The sequence below is a fragment of the Kocuria sp. ZOR0020 genome, from assembly GCF_000800955.1.
In the GTDB taxonomy this organism is placed as follows: Bacteria; Actinomycetota; Actinomycetes; order Actinomycetales; family Micrococcaceae; genus Kocuria; species Kocuria subflava.
In genome coordinates this window covers 19,803-40,308 of the sequence record NZ_JROX01000087.1, presented here as the reverse complement: position 1 = coordinate 40,308, position 20,506 = coordinate 19,803, and the positions used below count along the sequence as shown (strand labels likewise).

Genomic DNA, 20,506 nt, shown 5'->3' with positions numbered 1-20,506 from the left:
CTGGTCAAAAGCACCGGATTTGATCAGGGACTCGATGGTGCGTTTGTTGCACACCACCACCGGGACCTTGGAGAGGAAGTCGTTGAAGGAAGTGAAAGCACCCTTTTCCTCGCGGGCATCCACAATGCCCTGTACCACGTTGGCACCCACGTTGCGCACCGCCGCCATGCCAAAGCGGATATCGTTGCCGACCGGGGTGAAGGTGATGACCGATTCGTTGACATCCGGCGGCAGGACCGTGATGCCCATGTGGCGGCATTCGTTGAGGTAGAGCGCCAGTTTGTCCTTGTCGTCCCCCACTGAGGTCAGCAGGGCCGCCATGTATTCGGCTGGATAATGGGCCTTGAGGTAGGCCGTCCAGTAGGACACCAACCCGTAGGCGGCGGTGTGGGCCTTGTTGAAGGCGTAGTCGGAGAAGGACTCCAGCACGTGCCACAGGGTCTTGGAGGCATCCTCCGAATACCCGTTGTCCTTCATGCCGCCAAAGAAGGCATCTTGCTGTTTGTCCAGCTCGGACTTCTTCTTCTTGCCCATGGCGCGGCGCAAAAGGTCTGCCTGGCCCAGCGTGTAATTGGCCACCTTCTGGGCCACGGCCATGACCTGTTCCTGGTAGACGATCAGGCCGTAAGTGGTGTCCAGAATCTCCGCCAGGGGCTCTTCCAGCTCCGGGTGGATGGGGGTGACTTCCTGCTGACCGGTCTTGCGCAGGGCGTAGTTGGTGTGGGAGTTCACACCCATGGGGCCGGGCCGGTAGAGGGCCAGCACGGCGGAGATGTCCTCGAACTCGTCAGGCTGCATCAGGCGCAGCAGCGAGCGCATGGGGCCACCGTCCAGCTGGAACACGCCGAGGGTGTCGCCGCGGGCCAGCAGCTCATAGGAGGCCTTGTCATCCAGCTCCAGGGTTTCCAGGTCGAGTACGAACCCGTCCCGGTTCAGGGTGATGTTCTCCATGGCATCGGAGATGATGGTGAGGTTGCGCAGCCCCAGGAAGTCCATCTTGATCAGCCCCAGGCCCTCGCACGTGGGGTAGTCGAACTGGGTGATCACCTGGCCGTCGGCCTCGCGGCGCATCAACGGGATGATGTCGATCAGCGGATCCGAGGACATGATCACGCCTGCCGCGTGCACACCCCACTGGCGTTTGAGTCCCTCCAGGCCGGTTGCGGTTTCAAACACCTTGGCGGCTTCCGGGTCCTCCTCCAGGACGTCGCGCAGCTCACCGGCCTCGTCGTAGCGCTTGGCGTCCTTGTTGTAGACATCGGCCAGGGAGATGCCCTTGCCCATGATGTCCGGGGGCATGGCCTTGGTGAGCTTCTCTCCCATGGAGAACGGGTAGCCCAACACTCGGGAGGAGTCCTTCAGGGCCTGCTTGGCTTTGATGGTGCCGTAGGTGACGATCATGGCAACGCGCTCGTCCCCATACTTCTCCGTGACGTAGCGAATCACCTCCGAACGACGACGATCATCGAAGTCGACGTCAAAGTCCGGCATGGAGACACGTTCCGGGTTGAGGAAACGTTCAAAGATCAGTCCGTGCTCCAGGGGGTTGAGCTCGGTGATGCGCATGGCGTAGGCCACCATGGAACCTGCACCCGAGCCACGTCCGGGACCCACCCGAATGCCGTTGTCCTTGGCCCAGTTGATGAAATCGGCCACCACCAGGAAGTACCCGGGGAACCCCATCTGCTGGATGATGCCTTTTTCGTACTCCGCCTGGTCCCTGGCCTCCTGCGGAACACCGTTGGGGAAGCGGTATTCCAGGCCCGCGTCCACCTCCTTGGCGAACCATGAGGCCTCGTTCTCCCCTTCCGGGACGGGAAACACGGGCATGAACTTGCCGATGGATTCATCGAACTCCACGTGGCAGCGTTCGGCGATCTCCAGGGTGTTGTCACAGGCCTCCGGATAGTCCCGGAACAGGTCACGCATCTCCGCCGGGGACTTCAGGTAGAACTCATCGGCATCGAGTTTGAAGCGTTTGGGATCAGCCAAGGTGGAGCCGGACTGGACGCACAGCAGAGCTGCATGCGCCTTGGCGTCCTCCGCGTGGGTGTAGTGGAGGTCATTGGTGGCCACCAGCGGCAGGCTGAGGTCCTTGGCCAGCTTCATCAGGTCCTGGTGGATGTTCTTCTCAATCCCCAGACCGTGGTCCATGATCTCGCAGTAGAAGTTCTCCGGGCCAAAGATGTCCCGGAACTCCGCAGCGGCATCGATCGCTTCCTTGTACTGTCCCAGGCGCAACCGGGTCTGGACCTCACCGGACGGGCAGCCGGTGGTGGCCATCAGGCCCTTGCCGTACTGATTGAGCAGCTCACGGTCCATGCGCGGCTTGTAGAGCTGACCTTCCAGGGAGGCGTAGGAGGAGGCCCGGAAAAGGTTCTGCATGCCCTGAGTGGTTTCAGCCAGCAAGGTCATGTGCGTGTACGCACCACCACCGGAGACGTCCTCGCGGCCGCCTTCATGGAATTTCACACGCGAACGGTCCGTGCGGTGGGTACCGGGCGTCAGATACGCCTCAACACCGATGATCGGCTTGATGCCCGCTTTGTTGGCCTTGGCCCAGAAGTCGTAGGCACCAAAGACGAATCCGTGGTCCGTGGTGGCCAGGGAGTCCATCCCGTTGGCATGGCAGGCCTCAAAGAGATCGTCGAGTCGGGCTGCACCGTCGAGCATCGAATACTCGGTGTGCACGTGCAGATGCGTAAAACCTTTGCCCTTCGTCACCCCAAGAGTCTAGCGGCAGGCTCAGACACCATCGCGTGTGCCACAGGTGACGATGCCCTCCCCAGGTGATCAGGGGCCGCCGTCGCGCAGAGTCTCCAAGGCGTAGTCCAGATCCTGGGGGTACGGGCTCTCAAAGGTGACGTTCTGCCCGGTGGCGGGATGCTCGAACCCCAGACGACGAGCGTGCAGCCACTGCCGGGTCAAGCCCAGTCCTGCCGACAGCGCCGGGTCCGCACCGTAGGTCAGATCCCCACAGCAGGGATGGTGCAGCGCCGAGAAATGCACGCGGATCTGGTGCGTGCGCCCGGTCTCCAGGTGCACCTCCACCAAGGTGGCCCGCCCGAAGGCCTCCAGAGTTTGGTAGTGGGTCACCGAGTCCCGGCCGTCGTCCACGACGGCGAAGCGCCACTCGTGGCCCGGGTGGCGGCCGATGGGTGCATCAATGGTGCCCTCCAACGGGTCAGGAAGACCCTGCACCACCGTGTGGTAAACCTTCTCCACCGTCCGCTGCTTGAAGGCACGCTTCAAGGCGGTGTAGGCGCGTTCCGTTCGGGCCACCACCATCAGCCCGGAGGTGCCCACGTCCAAGCGATGCACGATGCCTTGCCGTTCAGCAGCCCCGGAAGTGCTCACGGACACCCCTGCACCAGCCAACGCGCTGACCACCGTTGGGCCTTTCCACCCGGGGGAAGGGTGGGCGGCAACACCGGCGGGTTTGTCCACCACCACGATGTCGTCATCGCAGTACACGACGTCGAATCCGGCCACGACCTCAGGGGTCACGTCGGCCAGATCGACCTGTTCCGGCATGAGCACGGTGACGGTGGTCCCGGCCGTCAGCTTCGCTGACTTGTTCAGGGTGGTGCCATCCGCTTGGACCTCTCCGGCCCTCAGCAACTTTCCCACCACAGTTCGTGATTGGCCGCTCAACCGCGCCACGGCGGCATCTGCCCGTTGGCCGTCGAGCTCAGGCGGCACCGTGAAGTGTTCCGTGACCCGTTCAGTCATGGGTCCTGGATCCGGTGTCGCGCGTCTTGCTGTAGCGGGTGCCGTCCGGCTCACGCCCCATCAGCAGCAACAGGGCGATCAGGGCGATGCCGATCACCACACCGCAGTCTGCAGTGTTGAACACGGCAAAGTGCTTGACGTGGATGAAATCCACAACGTGACCACTGGGGAACCCGGGCCAGCGGAAGAGCCGGTCGGTCAGATTGCCCAGCGCACCGCCCAGGACCATCCCCAGTCCAAGGGCCCACGGCCAGCTGCGAACGCGCGGCAGATACAGCATGATCCCGACCGAGACCACGGCCATGATGGCGGTGAACACCCAGGTGTGGTCTTCACCCAGGGAAAAGGCCGCACCGGGGTTGAGGATGTAGTGCCACCGCACCCAGTCCCCCACCACGGAGATGGATTCGCCCAACTGCATGGTGCGTTCCACGAACGCCTTGGTGGCCTGGTCCAGGACGTAGACCACCAACGCGGTCAGCGCCGCCCCCAGAACAAAAACTGCGGGGCGGCGCTTGGATCCGTTCACCAGATGTGACTCGGTGTGTGCAGAACTCAGGACTGATCTGCCTCAGGCATGACGGAGGGAGCGTTGTCGATCTCATGCAGCTGCCCGGAGATGAACGACTTAAGGCGTTCGCGGTAGCTGGACTCGAAGCCCTTGAGCTGACTGACCTTCTGCTCCAGGACGCCGCGCTCCTGCTCCAGTCCGGCCAGGACTTCCTCCTTGGACCGCTGGGCGTCGGAGACCATCTGGTCCGCCTGGCTCTGGCCCTCGGCCACCAAACGATCATGTTCGGCACGGCCGTTGGCCACGTATTCGTCGTGCAGCTTCTGGGCCAGGGCCAGCACGCCGGCAGCGCTCTGAGCGGAGTCCGTGGTGGGCTGCGCCTGTGCAGCGGCGGGCTCCGGCTCGGTTGCGGCCGCCGGAGCGGGCTCCACAACCGGCTCCGCAGTTTCTTCTGCGGGGGTCTCGGCAGGGGCCGCTGCGCGCGCGTTGTCAGGAGCACTGCCTGCAGCTTCCAGCTGCTGAGTCAGATCGGCGATCTCCTGGTTGAGCGTGCGCAGCTCCAGCACAATCTCATCCAGGAAGTCATCAACTTCATCCTGGTCATAGCCTTCACGGAATTTGGTCGGCTGAAACCGCTTGTTGATGACGTCTTCAGGAGTCAGAGCCATGGGGTGTTTTCTCTCCTCGTGCAGGTCATTGCGTGGGTCTCGGCCCCCGAGCAGCAGGCCCTGTGAGCATTGGCGTCTGATGTTCCCGTTTGCCAGCCCGGCTCCCGGGGGTCCAGACGCCCATCAACTCAAGGGACGACCGCGACGCAATGGTCATGTTCTCTCAACACAGTACATTGTCCCGGCGCGTTCCCGGATCATCGATTCACCGACGACGCCGCTGTTGCACGGCCCCTGGTGGCTGCGTTGGTGACCGTCCGCCGCTGCCTCGTCCTTGAGCGGTCCGGGGGTTGGGTCAGCCGAAAAACATGGCGGCCAGGATGCCTCTGAGGAAGGTCAGGCCCAGGATCAGGATGATTGCGGAAAGATCCAAGGCAATACCGCCCATGCGCAACGGGGGAATCAGCCGACGCAACGGCTTGAACACCGGGTCTGTGATGCCGTAGACCACCGAGGCGAAAATCAGCATCACACCCTGCGGACGCCAGTTGCGTGACCAAGAACTCACCATTTCCAGCACAAAGCGTGCCAGGACCACCAGGACCAACAGGTGGGAGGCCAGGTACAGGATGCCCAGAACGATGTTCACTGATTCACTCAAGCCTGTTCGTCAGCGGAAGCGGTCTCCTGCGGGGTGGTGTTGTCCACCACCTCCACATAGGAGGGGGTCAGCAGGAACACGGTGGTGGTCACGCGCTCAATGGAGCCGTGCAGTGCGTACACCAGGCCGGCCGCGAAATCGACGAGTCGCTTGGCCTCAGCCTCACCGAGGTCCGTCAAATCCATGATCACAGGGGTGCCGTCCCGGAAGGACTCACCCACGGACTTGGCGTCGTTGTAGGAGCGCGGGTGCACGGTGGTGATGGTGCGCATGTCGTCAGCATTCTCTCGTGAAGTGGAGGGGGCACGCTTGATGGGAGTCACCGGGGCACGGTACTCGGCCTCTCGGCGCGGTTGTGCCGATCTGGATCGAGCACTGTGCGGCGTGGAGCTCTCACGGCTGCCCTCAGTGCTGCCGCGAACGGCTGAGGACCCGGAGGGCCGAGTCTCTGCACTGGACCGGCCGGGCTGGGGGGCCGCGTTCCGGGGTGCCGGCACCTGACTGCGTTCCTCACGTTCCACCCGTTGATCACGGCTGGACTCTGTCACCCGGGGGGACTCGGCGCGCGATTCGCGCTGTTCGGCCTGGGATGGCGCATCGGGCTCGGCCAGACCCAGCGCAATCATGGCTCGGCGCATCGACTGGCCCATGGACGGCTCTCCTTGATCTGGTGCGGGAAGTTCATCTGGTGCGGGGTGGTGTACCGGGGTTGGATCAACCCACCGGACGCGCACCGAGAATACCGGAACCAACTCGAACGTGGGTGGAGCCCCACCGTACGGCTGCCTCCAAATCCGCGCTCATACCGGCGGATATCCACTGCGCTGCCGGTGCGGTCCTGCGCACCACCTGTGACAACTCGAACAATTCCTGGAAGGCAGGATCAGGGTCTTGACTCAACGGAGCTACGGCCATGACACCTTGCAGACGTAGTCCGTCCTCCGCTTCCACTGCCTCAGCCAGGCGTTCCAACTCCGCTGGAGCAACCCCTCCGCGCCCCGCGGTGCCATCCAGTGACACCTGGATCAAGCACTGGAGATCGCGCTCGGCATTGGGCCCGCGGGCAACCTCACCGGCAAGAACGCTCTCCCTATGCCGGCGCACTGATTTACCCAGGCCCGTGACCAAGGACAGACGGTCCACGGAGTGCACGCAGGAGGCGTAACGGACCACGGAGTTGGTCTTCTTGGACTGCAGTTGGCCAATGAAGTGCCAGGTCACCTCGGGAGCCTCAGCGGCTTTGGCTGATGCTTCCTGGTCCCGGTTCTCCCCCACCTGAACAATCCCGAGCTGGGCCAATCGGCGAACATCCGCTGCCGGGAAGAACTTGGTCACGGCAATCAGTTCGGCTGGCCCCGTGCCCACCTGCCGCTGTTGTTCGGCAGCAGCCAAACGCTCACGCACCTGGGCCAGATTCTCTGCCAGCTCGGTCTGACGCTGATCTGCACTCACAGCTCCACCGCCCCGTCCTGCTGATCGCTGCCGAGGTTGGCACCTGGATGCTCGGGCACGGTGACCACACCCACGATTCGACCGCTGCCTGCATCCCGCCTGTGGGAGAACAAAGTGGTGTTCTCCAGGGTGCAGGCCACGGTGGGCTGGTCCTGGGGACGGTCCACGTCCACGCCCATCTCCTGCAGACGCCGCACTGCCGCGCCGGGCAGGTCCAGGGACGGCGTCCCCCAGCTCGTTTCAGCACGGACGCCGGGGCTGCGCAACTCCGAGTCCGCAGCCATCTGCTCCGGAACCTCGTAGCAGTCACCGCACACACTGGGGCCCACCACCGCATAGATTCTGACAGCTGCGCGGGTGCGCATGGCATCCACCGTCGCTTCCAGCACCCCATCCAGAAACCCGTTGCGGCCGGCGTGGGCGACGGCTGTGACACACACGCGGGGATCACCCGGATCCTGGCCCACCAGAACAACGGGTACGCAGTCGGCCACCATCACAGCCAGCGGCCGGCCGGTGGTGGACACGGCGGCATCAGCCGTGGGCACCACACCAGCGGCCAGTTGCTCCGCATCTGCAACCGTGTTGCCGTGGACCTGGTTGAGATACAGCATGCTGCCCGGCTGCACTCCCAGCTGAGACTCCAGGGCTGCACGACGACGACGCACCGCCTCATGATCATCACCCACGTGCAGTGCAAGATTGCCGGCGCCACGGTTGGTGAACCCTACGTGAGCCGGGCCCACCGTGGTCTGGTACCAGAACATTCCTGCCTCCCGCAGCGGTTGCCGTGTTGTGGTCATCGTCCTGCGCGGCCAGAACTCCTTGTGTCCCGGCCCGCCACCATTGTCCACCAGTGCTCAAACATCACATGAGAATGAGCCGGATGCCTGACAGCACGCTTCCGGCTCATTCTCAGGGGGTGCCGCGCCATGAGCTGCGGCATCACATCACTTCAGGAAATCCGGGAAGTCCAAAGAGTCCTTGCGATTGGAGGAACCCTTCACGGAGTCCTGCTCGGCCGGCAGATCAACATCGAATCCGGCGTCGTCCGGGACGTCGTCGTTGGACTGCTGCGACCATCCGGAGGTGGAGGTGCCACGGCCCTGAGTGGACTGACCGCCGCGCTGCGGGGAGCGTCCGATGTTGGCGGGCTGGCCGGCGCCGGAGCCGAAGGCTGCACGGGTGGAGGCGGCCTGCTGAGCGGCAGCCGAGGTGTTGTTGGCGTTGGTCTCCGGGGAGACGGAGTCAAAGCCTGCAGCAATCACCGTCACGCGAGCCTGGTCACCCAGGGCGTCGTCGATCACGGCACCAAAGATGATGTTGGCCTCCGGGTGAGCGACTTCCTGGACCAGGCGGGCGGCCTCGTTGATCTCGAACAGGCCGAGATCCGAGCCACCCTGGATGGAGAGCAGCACGCCGTGGGCACCGTCGATCGAGGCTTCCAGCAGCGGGGAGGCAATGGCCAGCTCCGCAGCCTTGACGGCACGGTCCTCACCCTGGGCGGATCCGATGCCCATCAGGGCCGAACCGGCACCCTGCATCACGGACTTGACGTCCGCGAAGTCCAGGTTGATCAGACCCGGGGTGGTGATGAGGTCGGTGATGCCCTGCACACCGGAGAGCAGCACCTGGTCAGCGGACTTGAAGGCATCCAGCATGGACACGTTGCGATCCGAGATGGAGAGCAGACGGTCATTGGGGATGACGATCAGGGTGTCGACCTCGTCCCGCAGGGTCTCGATGCCGTTCTCGGCCTGGTTGGAACGACGACGCCCCTCAAAGGTGAACGGACGGGTGACCACACCGATGGTCAGGGCTCCCAAGGAACGGGCGATGCGGGCGATCACGGGCGCGCCACCGGTACCGGTGCCACCACCCTCACCGGCGGTCACGAAGACCATGTCCGCGCCCTTGAGGACCTCTTCGATCTCCTCCTGGTGATCTTCAGCAGCCTGGCGCCCCACATCAGGGTTGGCGCCTGCACCGAGTCCGCGGGTCAGCTCGCGTCCGACGTCCAGCTTGACGTCGGCATCGGACATCAACAGCGCCTGGGCGTCAGTGTTGATGGCGATGAATTCAACGCCGCGCAAGCCTTCTTCGATCATGCGGTTGACGGCGTTGACGCCGCCGCCGCCGATGCCGACGACCTTGATGACGGCCAGGTAGTTCTGGGGAGTCGTGGTGTCCATGATCACCTGTTTCACTTCGGGGGTCCGCCCGCCTGGGACGAACGGGCTGTTGATGGTGAGCCCTCCGCCGACCCCATCATTCCTTAACCCTCAAGTTGGGATTGAATGATGAGTGACCAGCAGATACGGCGCACCTATTTCTTCCACGCAAAGACTAGCAACGGGTTCACGGCTCACTGCACGTAAGTGGGTGTGTTGAGCAGTGCATTGCCTGGAATTTGACATCACTACTTCAAGCTTCAGGCAAACCTTGAAGTCTGTGACCCCACCACCAGGGCATTCACCGTACCGAGACACCCGGCGAAGGCAGTTGATGTCAGCTCAGGACCGGGTGTTCCGGCGTGGAGACGTCATAGACGTTCACCGCCCCGGTCTGTTCAGGAGCTTGTATCAGTTGAGCCAGAACTTCAGCTTTCAACGCACTCTGGGTGGCATCCCCCCACTTGACCGTGATGCCACCGTTCAACTCCAGCTCCACGGTCGAATCGGACTGGGCCTTGGCGGAACTGACTTGTTCCAGGAGCGAGGACGGCAAGGTGGAGAGCACATCTGCCACGGAGGTGAAATCCTCTGTGCCCAACACCTCCGTACCGCCCTCAATCACCGGGACATGGAGCTCGGCCAGATCCTCGGTGGTACCCAACACCGTGCCCTCATGGTCCACCAGGCTCCAACTCTGACCGTCCTGGACCGCTGCAACAGCAACCCGTTCCGTGAGGTCCACGATCAACCGGCGGTCGGGCATGGTCATGACATGCACGGATCGAACCTGCGGCAGGTCCCCCAGGCTGTCCATCACATCGGACTCGGAAATCTGCGCCATGGGTGTGCCCTGAAAATGCTCCAGATGCTGTTGGACGTCTTGTTCGTCCGTGAGCTGCGCACCGTTGACCTCAATAGCACGCACGGCCAAAAGCGGGGAGAAGAAGATCACCCACACCAGCACCAAGGCGGCCACCACAGCAGTGATCGCAGCCCACAATGCCCGACGACGGCGTCGTGAACGCCTCTGAGCGGGAGTCAACGGGGGCGTGCGTTGCGCTCCATCAGCAGCATCAGTGGTGGGATTCTCCACCTGGACATGGCGCCGCCAGGCGCTGAACCGTCCACCACCTGCCGGGACCTCCTCGAACCGCTCAGGGTCAAGATCAGAGACCTTGGAGCCGTCATTGACCTGAACCTCCGCTGCATCATCCGGTGAGGGGTCGCTGACGGAAGGATCGGTGGGGCTCTGCCCGGTGCGGTGGAAGTTTGGCTGGTGGGGCCGCTGGCCGGGGGCCATCAGCGAGTGGCCTCCCCGGCAGACGCCTGGTCCGCCGCAGTGGCCAGGGCTTCCACAAGGCGCGGTCCGTGGACGGTGACGTCGCCGGCGCCAATGGTCAACATCAGATCGCCGGGCTGTGCTTGAGCCACCATCTGATCCATGGCCTGCTGGGCATCCTCCGCAGCCGTGACGTTCTCCCCCGCAGCATCCGTGATGAGTTCTGAGGTGACACCTGGCATGGGGTCCTCGCGTGCGGCAAAGATCGGCAGGACCCAAGCGTGGTCTGCCAGTTCCAGTGCCGCGGCGAACTCGGTGGCAAAGGCCTTGGTCCGGGAGAACAGGTGCGGTTGGAACATGGCCAACACACGGTGGCCTTCACCGGCCACGTTGCGCGCTGCGGTCAGGGCCGCTGCCACTTCCGTGGGGTGGTGGGCGTAGTCATCGAACACGCGCACTCCCCCGCCCTCGCCCTTCAGGTCGAACCGGCGAGCAGATCCATGGAAGCCCGTCAGCCCGCGCAGGGCGTCCTCAGCCGGAACTCCGGTGGCCAAGGCCACCGCAAAAGCAGCTGTGGCGTTCTGCACGTTGTGCATCCCCGGCACTGACAGCGTCAAACGGTGGCGGCGTGCATCTGCGCCTTCACCCACGACGAGTGCGGCGCTGGAGCCCAGACCGTGGGGGTCGACGTCGTGAATCTCAATGTCCGCCGTGGAATCGGTGCCGTAGGTCAGGACCCGGCCACCACGGTCACGGACCTTGCGCGCGAGGTCCCTGGAACCGGGGTCGTCCTGGCAGGCAACCAGCGTGCCGCCGTCGCGCAGCGTTGCGGCGAAGTCGTCAAAGGCCTGGAAGAAAGCTTCCACCGTGGGGTAATGGTCCAGGTGGTCCGGTTCAATGTTGGTCACCACCGCCACGCTGGGGGCGTATTTGAGAAAGGACCCGTCCGATTCATCGGCCTCGGCCACGAACCACTCACCGTGACCCAAGGCGGCATTGGCTCCCAGGTCCGCCACATGTGCACCAATGGCCCACGACGGTTGGCGCCCTGCGGCCTCCAGCATGACCGCAGTCATGGAGCTGGTGGTGGTCTTGCCGTGCGTGCCGGCCACGGCCACCACGTGGGAACCGTGCATGGAGACTGCCAGGGCGTCCGAACGATGCACCACCTGCAGTCCACGCTCACGTGCCGCCGCCAGTTCAGGGTTGGACTCACGAATGGCCGTGGAGATCACCACGGTGTCCACGTCCTGAACGTTTTCCGCCTTCTGCCCCACCGTCACCGTGGCACCTTGTTCCCGCAGTTGGGTGACGGCCGTGGAGTCTTGGGCATCGGATCCGTACACGGGCACACCGTGGGCCAGCAGCAGACGAGCGACGGCGGACATGCCCGCCCCGCCGATGCCGATCAGATGTGTTCTGCCCAAATCCTGTGGATTGGTGTTCACACCCACCACGGTGCGGGCAGAAACCTCACCGTTGTCATGTGCCGCCACGGCATCATTGGATGGTGTCTGAGCGCTCACGCCCGTGCCTCCTGCAAGATCAGCCCGGCCATGGTTTGCGCGGCGTCACGCACGCCCGCACCCTGGGCGGCTTGGGACATCACGCTCAGCTGCTGACTGTTGGTGATGAGGGGAAGAATGGTGGTTCGGACGTAATCCGGTGTGAACTGGGCGTCCTCCACCAAGTGTGCCGCACCGGATGCCACCAGCGCACGGGCATTCAAGGCCTGTTCACCGTTGCCGATGGGCAGGGGCACAAAAATGGCGGGCAGACCCACCGCGGCCACTTCCGAGACCGTGGCGGCACCGGAGCGAGCCACCAACAGATCCGCTGCGGCATAGACGTCCTCCATGCCGTTGACGTACTCCACCTGGCGGTAGCCATCAGCTTGGAGGAGTTCACCGGTTGAGGTCTTGACCTGCTTGCCCCGGCCGGTGATGTGCAGCAGTTGCACCCCAAGGACGCCAACATCACCGGCAACCTGCTCAATGGTCTTGTTCATGGACAGGGCACCGGAGGACCCACCGGTCACGATCAGCGTGGGTTTCTGCGGGTCCAGGCCCAGGTTCTCCCGCGCCGAACGCTGCTGAGCCGCTCGGTCAAGACCGGCGATTTCAGGCCGCATGGGCATGCCCACGGTGCGCGCTCCGGCCAACGGGGTGTCCGGGAAGGCGGTGGCCACCACCGCAGCCGAGCGGGCACCCACTCGATTGGCAATGCCGGGCCGAGCGTTGGCCTCGTGGATTACCACGGGGACACCTCGGCGCTTGGCTGCCAGATACATGGGGGTGCACACATAGCCACCGACCCCCACCACCACGTCAGCCTTGTGGCGGTCAATGATCTCTACGGCCTGCTTGATGGCATTGCGCAACTTCAGCGGCAGTTTGAGCAGATCCACTGACGGTTTGCGCGGCAGCGGCACCCGGTCAATGGTCTCCAGCGGAAGGCCGGCCTCCGGGACCAATCGGGTTTCCATACCTGAGGCGGTACCCACGGCGGTCACCTGTGCCTGGGGCTGAACCTCTGTGATGGCCCGTGCGATGGCCAACAGGGGGGAGATGTGACCGGCGGTTCCACCACCGGCGATCACCACAGAGATCGGCCGCTGGGCTGCGGTCTCCGTGTCAGCGGGATCCTGGGCGTTCATGACGTCCTCTCAGAACGGTGGCCGATGGGGTGCACGTTGTGTGGCAGCGCCTGTGCATTCTGCTGGCGGCCTTGACGGCTGAACGAGGAGAACAAGCCAGGCTGGCCCGGCATGCGGGTGAAGGACATGACCACTCCCACTGCGGCCAGACACATGAACAGGGAGGATCCACCGTAGCTGATGAACGGCAGGGGAACGCCGATCACAGGCAGGGCACCGGTCACCATTCCGATGTTCACGAAGGCCTGCCCGATCAACCACGCCAGGACGGCCCCGGTGGTGACACGCTCGAACGTGGAGGTGCTACGCAGCAGCACCCGGGCCATGGCCACAGCCATCACGGCGAACAACGCCAGGATGAACACGGTTCCGATCAGGCCCAGCTCTTCCCCGATGATGGAGAAGATGTAGTCGTTGTGGGCTTCCGGGACGTAGCTGTACTTGGACCGCGACTGACCCAGGCCAACCCCCCACCATCCACCGGTGGCCAGAGCGCCCAGGCCTTGCTGTGCCTGCCAACAGGACCCGGCGGCGTCGCAATTCCCCGTGATCCACCCGGTCACGCGATCCAAACGGTGCGGTGCTGTGATCACGGTCAGGGCACTGACCACCACCACCAGGATTGCCCCGGCGGTGAAGATCTTCAGAGGGGCTCCCGCCAAGAACAGCGCGGCCGCGTAGATGAAGGCGAAGATGATGGCGGTTCCGGCGTCCCCGCCCAGGCCCACGCCGATCAACGGGATCAGGAGGATGCCAACCGACGGCCAGACATAGGCCTTGGCACCGTGCAAGGCACCTGCGTGTTTGCCGAAGTACCACCCCAGCATCAGGGCGGTACCCAGCTTGGCGGCCTCAGAAGGCTGTGCGGTGAAACCACCGATCTGGATCCAGTTCTGGTTGCCGTTGATCTCGGTTCCCCAGATCAACACGGAGGCCAATCCGATGGCGGTGACCACAAAGGCCGGAACGGCCAGCTGGCGGTACACGTGGGAGGGCACCAGGGAGAGGATCACCATGGCCACAACACCCACGCCGCCAAAGATCGCCTGACGGGAGAAATAGAAGAAGGCGGACACGTTGGCGGAGATCGACTCCACCGCTGATGAGGAGAGCACCATCATGATGCCCACGGCGGAGAGCAGAATCGCGCTGGCCGCCAGTGCCCAGTAGGAATGAACCAGGGGGCCGTCATGCACCCAGGTCCAGACCTTGCGCAGAAAACCCTTGCCCGCACTCTGCAGATCAGAACCCACAGGTGCCGGAGCACCAGAATCGGCACGGCGCATGGCGCTGACCGTGCTGGCACCGGTGCGTCCCCTGGGGCTCATGACAAGCGCTCCACCACATCGGCCACGGACTGGGTGAAGGCATCTCCTCGGTGGGCGTAGTCCTTGAACTGGTCCATGGAAGCAGCAGCCGGGGCCAGCAGGACAGTGTCTCCGTCCTGAGCCACAGCCAGTGCGGCGTTCACGGCCAGGCGCATCACGGCGTCACCGTCCTCAGGTGCCGCAGACCCTGCGGAGTCCGTCTGCAGGGCCCCGATCACCGGGACATCGGGAGCGTGGCGAGTCAGCGCATCCACCAGATTGGCGTTGTCCGTACCGATCAGCACCACGGCCCGGAGGCGGTGAGCGTGTTGTGCCACAAGATCGTGACTGTCCGTGCCCTTGGCCAGACCACCGGCAATCCACACCACCGGGTCAAAGGCAGACATTGAAGCGTTGGCCGCGTGCGGGTTGGTGGCCTTGGAATCATTGATCCACACCACGCCGTGGGTCTTGGCCACCGGCTGAATGCGATGCGCCCCGGGCTCAAAGGACCGCAGACCGTGCCCAACGTCCTCGGCACTGACCCCTGCCGCACGCGCTAGGGCGGCTGCCGCCAGGGCATTGGCCACACCGTGGACCGTTGGCACAGGCTTCAGATCAGTGACCGATGCCAGTTCGAAAGCATGGTTGCGGCGGTCGTCCAGGAACGCACGATCCACCAGGAGGTCGTCCACCACACCCAACATGGAGGGCTCCGGGTGGCCTGCGGTGAAGCCGATGGCACGGCAGCCTTCCACCACATCGGCTTCCTCCACCATGTGCAGGGTGCGCTGATCCGCCACGTTGTAGACGGCTGCCACCTGGCAATTCTGGTAGACCCGCGCCTTGTCCGCCATGTATTCGTGGAAGCCGCCGTGCCAGTCCACGTGATCCTCCGCCACGTTCAGACACACGGCCGCCAACGGGGAGAGCGAATACTGCCAGTGCAGTTGGAAGCTGGAGAGTTCCACGGCCAGGACGTCGTACTCCACGGGATCCCGCAGTGCATCCAGGATGGGGGTGCCCACGTTGCCCACGGCAATGGCCTTGAGTCCGCCTGCCTGGAGCATGGTTTCGGTCATCTGCACCGTGGTGGTCTTGCCGTTGGTTCCGGTGATGCACACCCAGTCGGCGGTCTTGCGCCCGGCCCGTTGACGAATCCGCCACGCCAGTTCCACCTCGCCCCAGATCTGCACCCCGCGCTGACGGGCATCCGCCAACAGAGCCTGGTCCGGACGCAGTCCAGGAGATGTCACCACCAGCTCAGCGGGATCGCCGTTGACTTTCGGCACCTGGGTCATGGCTGCAGGCCCCAGAAGCACCTCCGTTGCCCCCACGATCTTCAGGGTTTCGGCCTTGGCCTGCGTTTCCTGGGTGTCCTTGCCGTCCACGACGACGACGTTCGCGCCGAGTTCGATCAGCGTGTCCGCGGCGGCGAAACCCGAGACACCGATCCCCACCACCAGCACGCGCAGACCTGCCCAGTTGGCATCCCAACTGGTCAGCTCTTCAAGCCTGGCGTTGCCGAGCACGGGGTTTGCGTTGGTGGATTCAATCACCGGAAAGTTCCTCCGTTGGAGATCAGCCATTCGCCGTAGAAGACGGCCAGTGCCACGGCCACGAACAGGCCGGCGATGATCCAGAAGCGAACCACCACGGTCACTTCCTGCCAGCCCTTAAGTTCAAAGTGGTGTTGCAACGGGGCCATCTTGAAGATTCGCTTGCCGCCGGAGATCTTGAACCACCCGACCTGCAGGATCACTGAGATGGTGATGAGCACGAACAGTCCGGCGATCAGCACCAACAGCAGCTCGGTGCGGCTCAGCACGGCAAAGGCCGCCAGGGCACCACCCAGGCCCAAGGAACCGGTGTCCCCCATGAAGATCTTGGCCGGGGAGGTGTTCCACCACAGGAATCCGATCAGGGCACCGATCAGGGCGGCGGCCAGAACGGCAAGGTCGGATGGGTCGCGCACGGTGTAGCACAGGCCCGTGCCTGCGGTGGGGCTGTTGTCCCAGCACAGGTGATCTGTCTGCCACATGCTGATGAGCATGTAGCCGGAGAACACCAGGATGGCAGCACCCGTGGCCAACCCGTCCAGTCCGTCCGTGAGGTTCACGGCATTGGTGGTGGCCGTGGCGATCAGGTTGACCCAGACCACGAAGAGGACCAGCCCCAGCAGCACCAGGATGACGGTGCGCTCAGAGGTCAGTGCCTCAATCAGTCCCCCGTGGAACTGTCCGAAGCCCATGTCCAGTGCCGGGATGTCCCGGGTGAAAGAAACCATGGTGGAACCAGGCGTTTGGCCGTTGCGGTCCGGGAACAGCAAGGCCAGAACACCGAACAGTGAGCCGATCAGGCCCTGCAGGAGGATCTTGCCCTTGGGGGTCAGGCCCAGGTTCTGCTTCTTGGTGATCTTGGTGAAGTCATCGATGGCCCCCACAAAGCCCATGCCCAGCATCAGGAACAGTGCCAGGGCTCCGGAAATGGTGGGCCCGGTCCACTGACCCGTGATCAGTCCAACGCCCAGGTGGGAGATCAGGTAGGCAACGGTGGCAGCACCCAGGATGGCCACACCACCCATGGTGGGCGTACCACGCTTGGTCTGGTGGCTGGATGGCCCGTCCTCGCGGATGAACTGACCGTAGCCCTGCCGGGCCAGGAACTTGATGAAGGCAGGGGTGCCGAAGATGGAGAGAACCAGGCCCAGGAAGCCTGCAACAACAATCTGAATCACGCGCGCTCCCCCTGGATCCCGCTCGGCTCCGTGGTCTCGGCATTCACAAAGTCACCGGCAGACAACCAGTGGTCACCTGCTGCCGGGGCATCGTTGGCAGCTGCAGGGGCACGTTGCCCGTCAACCGTTGCCGCAGCGACTTTGTCCCCCAGGACCTTCATGCCCGCAGCGTTGGAGGACTTGAACAACACGATGTCCCCCGGTGCCAGCTCACGGGCCAACAGCTCTTCTGCGGTGTCTGCATCCTCGACCCATGTGGCCTCGTTGCCCCAGGAGCCTTCCAGATGCGCTGCGTTGTACATGGGGCGTGCGGTCTCCCCCACTGCCACCAGTTTGGAGATGTTCATCCGCACCACCTGGCGGCCGATGGAATCGTGCTCCTGGACGGAGAGATCACCGAGTTCCAGCATGCCGCCCAACACGGCCCAGGTGCGCCGCGCAGGGCGCTGCCCGCTGGGACGTCCCAGGGCAGCCAGGGTCTGCAGAGCAGCTCGCATGGACTGCGGGTTGGCGTTGTAGGCATCGTTGATCACGGTCACGCCGTCGGCACGTTCGGTTCGCTCCATGCGCCACCGGCTTCCGGCCGCCTGGTTCTGCAGCACGGATGCGATCTGGGCTGCAGGCACCCCGGAGACGTACGCTGCAGTGGCTGCGGCCAGGATGTTGCTGACGTGGTGGGCACCGATCAGCCCGGAGACCACACGATGTTCCGACCCGTCAGGGAAGTGCAATGTCAAGGTGGGGTGGCCGTCGTCGTCAGTGGTGACCTCCGTGGCCCAGACCCGCTGTGCCTGGGGAGGCAGGGTGCTGGTGTCCGTGTCTGAGCTGAAGAACACCACGGGCGCCTGAGTCCGCGAGTGCATGGTGCGAACCCGGGGATCATCCTGGTTGATCACGGCAACGCCGTCAGTTCCCAGTGTCTCCACCAGCTCGCCCTTGGCGATCGCAATGTTTTCCACTCCGCCGAATTCCCCGGCATGGGCGGTGCCCACGCACAGCACCACCCCGACGTCCGGGTGGACCATGTTGCACAGGTACTCGATGTTGCCGATGTGGGTGGCGCCCATCTCCACCACCAGGTAGCGGGTCTGCGGGGTGGCTGTGAACACCGTCAGTGGTACGCCTACCTCCCCGTTGTAGGAGCCCTGGGGCGCCACGGTGGGTCCCACCGACTCGAAGATGGCGCGCAACAGGTCCTTGGTGGTGGTTTTGCCCACGGAACCGGTGATCCCCACCACCTTCACGCCGTCAGCTCCGGTGCCGTGCAGTTCACGCAGGTGGGCCACCACCCAGGCAGCCAGCGCGCCCATGGCCTCCACCACGTCATCCACCTGCACGGACGGGTAGACCGCCCCGGTTTCATCCGGGACCGGGCGTTGCACCAGTGCCAGGTCGGCCCCGGCCGCAAAGGCGGTGCCCACGAACTCGTGACCGTCCGTGACCTCACCGGGTTTGGCCACGAACAGCGTACCGGCGGTTGCCTCCCGGGAGTCCGTGGTCACGTGCTGGATCACAAGGGCTGGTGCCGAGTCCTGCAGACCCAACACGGTGCCGCCCGTGATCTGAGCGATCTGGTGTGCATCCAGTGCGATCACTTGGTTTCACCCCAGCCTTCCTGAGTGCTGTGGCGCATCTCATCCAAAGCCGCGCGGAGCTCCGCACGGTCATCCAGCGGGTGGTCCACCCCCGCAATCTCCTGAACTGTTTCGTGACCGCGTCCAGCCACGATCACTGAATCATTGCGTCCGGCCATGCGCACCGCAGAGTGAATGGCCACTGACCGAGGGGCGATCTGGTGGATCTCCGTGGCACGGGCGCCGCCGGCCTCGATCAGCGCCTGAGCACCGGCCATCACTTCCTCACGGATGGTGGAGGGATCTTCCCCGTGGGGGTCGTCGTCGCTGACGATCACCACATCCGCCTCCCGTGCGGCGATCTCCCCCATTAGGGGACGCTTGGTCTTGTCCCGCTCACCGGTTGCGCCGAAGACCAGGATCACTCGTCCATCGCCTTCCGGCGGATCCACAGCAGCCAGTGCCCGGGCCAGAGCATCGGGGTTGTGTGCAAAATCGACGACGGCCGTGGGTTGCGTACCGATCAACTGCATGCGTCCAGGCACATCCGTGGTCAGGGGATCGTGCTGATCCAGAGCCCGCTGCAGGTCCTCCAACGCCACGCCCGAACTGAGCACCATGAGTGTTGCCAAGGCGGCGTTGGCCACGTTGAAGACACCGGGCAAACCGGTGCTCACCCGCAGGCTGCGGCCGTCGCGGTGGACGAGCTCAAAAGCGTGGCCGATGCCGCGCCGGGTCAAGGAATGCAGCGTCCAATCCGCTCCGCGGCGCTCCGGCCCGGACTCACGGTCACCCACCACACCACCGCGCATGGCGAAAACATCCACGTTGTCAGCACCCAGTTGCGCGCGTGCGTGGCGGGCCATGGCGATGCCCCAGGCGTCGTCGTCGTCGGCCACCACCACAACAGCGCGTTCCGTGCGCTCAGGGGTGAACAGCTGCGCCTTGACGTCAAAGTAGGCCTGCATGGTCCCGTGCAGGTCCAGGTGGTCCTGGGTGAGGTTGGTGAATCCCGCCACCCCGTAGCGGATGCCGTCCACGCGGTGGAACTCAATGGCGTGGGAGGAGACCTCCATGGAAGCCGCAGTCATCCCCGACTCGCGCATCACGGAGAGCAACGAGTGCACCGTGGGGGCCTCAGGGGTGGTCAGTTTGGAGGGGATGCGCTGGTCACCGGCCAGGATCTCGATGGTGCCGATCAGGCCCGTGGTCTCCCCCAGGGCCCGTAGGATCGAGTTCACAAAGTAGGTGGTGGTGGTCTTCCCGTTGGTCCCGGTCACGGCGAACAGGGACAAGCCGCTGCCATCGGCCGGCTGGGAGGCGTACACGCGGGCGGCCACGGAGCCCACCGCAGCGCGGGCATCTGCTGCCACCACAACGGGCACCGTCACGGGTGTTTCCGATGCCCGGAGCAGGTCGGCACCTGTCGAATCGGTCAGCACGGCGGCTGCACCGGCATCCAAGGCGGCAGCGGCAAAGGAAGCGCCGTGGAAGCGGGCACCAGGCAGTGCGGCGTAGAGATCACCCGGACGGATGGCCCGGGAATCGAGGCTCACGCCCGTGACCTCAACACCACCGGGATCCGTGGAGTCCGCCAGCTGAAGCAGTTGCCCGCCAATCGCCGAGGCCAATGACCCCACGCTGACCGCGGACACCCCACCAGGGCGCAGCAATGCTGCATCCGTGGTGATCGCCTGCGCGTTCTCCATGTTCTCCACGTTGTCCTTCCTGTGCTGCGTCGGTCTGCACCGACCATCCCCGTGCACCTGAACCGACAACACGGGACGGACCCGGTCGCATCTTCCCCCGACCACG

Annotated in this window: 17 protein-coding genes; all 17 read right to left on the bottom strand. The window is 64.3% G+C overall.

Going from position 1 to position 20,506, the window contains the following annotated elements:
* A partial coding sequence (gene dnaE / locus L979_RS05990; RefSeq protein ID WP_047690432.1) for a DNA polymerase III subunit alpha occupies positions 1-2,724 on the bottom strand: 2,724 nt, incomplete at its 3' end.
* Positions 2,725-2,793: 69 nt separating this feature from the next.
* Complete coding sequence (locus L979_RS05985; RefSeq protein ID WP_047690384.1) at positions 2,794-3,732, bottom strand: RluA family pseudouridine synthase; 939 nt, start codon at positions 3,730-3,732, stop codon at positions 2,794-2,796.
* Positions 3,725-4,261, bottom strand: coding sequence for a signal peptidase II (lspA, locus tag L979_RS05980; RefSeq protein ID WP_047690383.1), 537 nt, complete (start codon positions 4,259-4,261; stop codon positions 3,725-3,727). The genes L979_RS05985 and lspA overlap by 8 nt, the downstream gene beginning before the upstream one ends.
* A 26-nt stretch (positions 4,262-4,287) precedes the next feature.
* On the bottom strand, positions 4,288-4,911 hold the full coding sequence (locus L979_RS05975; RefSeq protein ID WP_047690381.1) for a DivIVA domain-containing protein: 624 nt from the start codon (positions 4,909-4,911) through the stop codon (positions 4,288-4,290).
* 295 nt (positions 4,912-5,206) lie between these two features.
* On the bottom strand, positions 5,207-5,500 hold the full coding sequence (locus L979_RS05970) for a YggT family protein (protein WP_047690378.1): 294 nt from the start codon (positions 5,498-5,500) through the stop codon (positions 5,207-5,209).
* A gap of 8 nt (positions 5,501-5,508) precedes the next feature.
* Positions 5,509-6,162, bottom strand: a complete 654-nt coding sequence (locus L979_RS05965) for a cell division protein SepF (protein ID WP_047690376.1) — start codon at positions 6,160-6,162, stop codon at positions 5,509-5,511.
* A gap of 64 nt (positions 6,163-6,226) precedes the next feature.
* The gene (locus L979_RS05960) at positions 6,227-6,964 is read right to left on the bottom strand and encodes a YggS family pyridoxal phosphate-dependent enzyme (protein ID WP_047690374.1); all 738 of its coding nucleotides are present in this window, start codon (positions 6,962-6,964) and stop codon (positions 6,227-6,229) included.
* Entirely contained in the window at positions 6,961-7,767 is an 807-nt protein-coding gene (locus tag L979_RS05955) for a polyphenol oxidase family protein (protein WP_231559419.1), read from the bottom strand. Before L979_RS05955 ends, L979_RS05960 begins: the two co-directional genes overlap by 4 nt.
* A gap of 147 nt (positions 7,768-7,914) precedes the next feature.
* Positions 7,915-9,156 (bottom strand): cell division protein FtsZ, encoded by a 1,242-nt coding sequence (ftsZ, locus tag L979_RS05950; RefSeq protein ID WP_047690426.1) that lies wholly within the window; start codon positions 9,154-9,156, stop codon positions 7,915-7,917.
* 316 nt (positions 9,157-9,472) lie between these two features.
* On the bottom strand, positions 9,473-10,438 hold the full coding sequence (locus tag L979_RS05945) for a cell division protein FtsQ/DivIB (protein WP_052209571.1): 966 nt from the start codon (positions 10,436-10,438) through the stop codon (positions 9,473-9,475).
* The gene (gene murC / locus L979_RS05940) at positions 10,438-11,805 is read right to left on the bottom strand and encodes a UDP-N-acetylmuramate--L-alanine ligase (protein ID WP_231559421.1); all 1,368 of its coding nucleotides are present in this window, start codon (positions 11,803-11,805) and stop codon (positions 10,438-10,440) included. Before murC ends, L979_RS05945 begins: the two co-directional genes overlap by 1 nt.
* 134 nt (positions 11,806-11,939) lie before the next feature.
* Entirely contained in the window at positions 11,940-13,073 is a 1,134-nt protein-coding gene (gene murG, locus L979_RS05935; RefSeq protein ID WP_052209570.1) for an undecaprenyldiphospho-muramoylpentapeptide beta-N-acetylglucosaminyltransferase, read from the bottom strand.
* Positions 13,070-14,401, bottom strand: coding sequence for an FtsW/RodA/SpoVE family cell cycle protein (locus tag L979_RS05930; RefSeq protein ID WP_052209569.1), 1,332 nt, complete (start codon positions 14,399-14,401; stop codon positions 13,070-13,072). Before L979_RS05930 ends, murG begins: the two co-directional genes overlap by 4 nt.
* Positions 14,398-15,969, bottom strand: coding sequence for a UDP-N-acetylmuramoyl-L-alanine--D-glutamate ligase (murD, locus tag L979_RS05925; RefSeq protein ID WP_081993899.1), 1,572 nt, complete (start codon positions 15,967-15,969; stop codon positions 14,398-14,400). Before murD ends, L979_RS05930 begins: the two co-directional genes overlap by 4 nt.
* Positions 15,936-17,117: a phospho-N-acetylmuramoyl-pentapeptide-transferase gene (gene mraY, locus L979_RS05920; protein WP_047690370.1), complete on the bottom strand. Its 1,182-nt coding sequence runs from the start codon at positions 17,115-17,117 to the stop codon at positions 15,936-15,938. Before mraY ends, murD begins: the two co-directional genes overlap by 34 nt.
* Positions 17,114-18,712 (bottom strand): UDP-N-acetylmuramoyl-tripeptide--D-alanyl-D-alanine ligase, encoded by a 1,599-nt coding sequence (murF, locus tag L979_RS05915; RefSeq protein WP_081993897.1) that lies wholly within the window; start codon positions 18,710-18,712, stop codon positions 17,114-17,116. The genes mraY and murF overlap by 4 nt, the downstream gene beginning before the upstream one ends.
* Complete coding sequence (locus L979_RS05910) at positions 18,709-20,400, bottom strand: UDP-N-acetylmuramoyl-L-alanyl-D-glutamate--2,6-diaminopimelate ligase (protein ID WP_047690404.1); 1,692 nt, start codon at positions 20,398-20,400, stop codon at positions 18,709-18,711. The genes murF and L979_RS05910 overlap by 4 nt, the downstream gene beginning before the upstream one ends.
* Between the last annotated feature and the right edge of the window lie 106 nt (positions 20,401-20,506).

Bases quoted from the DNA above. Each gene is read 5' to 3' on its own strand.
- L979_RS05985 (WP_047690384.1), bottom strand. From the start codon at position 3,732: ATGACTGAACGGGTCACGGAACACTTCACGGTGCCGCCTGAGCTCGAC.
- L979_RS05975 (WP_047690381.1), bottom strand. From the start codon at position 4,911: ATGGCTCTGACTCCTGAAGACGTCATCAACAAGCGGTTTCAGCCGACC.
- L979_RS05965 (WP_047690376.1), bottom strand. From the start codon at position 6,162: ATGGGCCAGTCGATGCGCCGAGCCATGATTGCGCTGGGTCTGGCCGAG.
- L979_RS05955 (WP_231559419.1), bottom strand. From the start codon at position 7,767: ATGACCACAACACGGCAACCGCTGCGGGAGGCAGGAATGTTCTGGTAC.
- ftsZ (WP_047690426.1), bottom strand. From the start codon at position 9,156: ATGGACACCACGACTCCCCAGAACTACCTGGCCGTCATCAAGGTCGTC.
- L979_RS05945 (WP_052209571.1), bottom strand. From the start codon at position 10,438: ATGGCCCCCGGCCAGCGGCCCCACCAGCCAAACTTCCACCGCACCGGG.
- murC (WP_231559421.1), bottom strand. From the start codon at position 11,805: ATGTCCGCCGTCGCTCGTCTGCTGCTGGCCCACGGTGTGCCCGTGTAC.
- murG (WP_052209570.1), bottom strand. From the start codon at position 13,073: ATGAACGCCCAGGATCCCGCTGACACGGAGACCGCAGCCCAGCGGCCG.
- L979_RS05930 (WP_052209569.1), bottom strand. From the start codon at position 14,401: ATGAGCCCCAGGGGACGCACCGGTGCCAGCACGGTCAGCGCCATGCGC.
- murD (WP_081993899.1), bottom strand. From the start codon at position 15,969: ATGGCTGATCTCCAACGGAGGAACTTTCCGGTGATTGAATCCACCAAC.
- L979_RS05910 (WP_047690404.1), bottom strand. From the start codon at position 20,400: ATGGAGAACGCGCAGGCGATCACCACGGATGCAGCATTGCTGCGCCCT.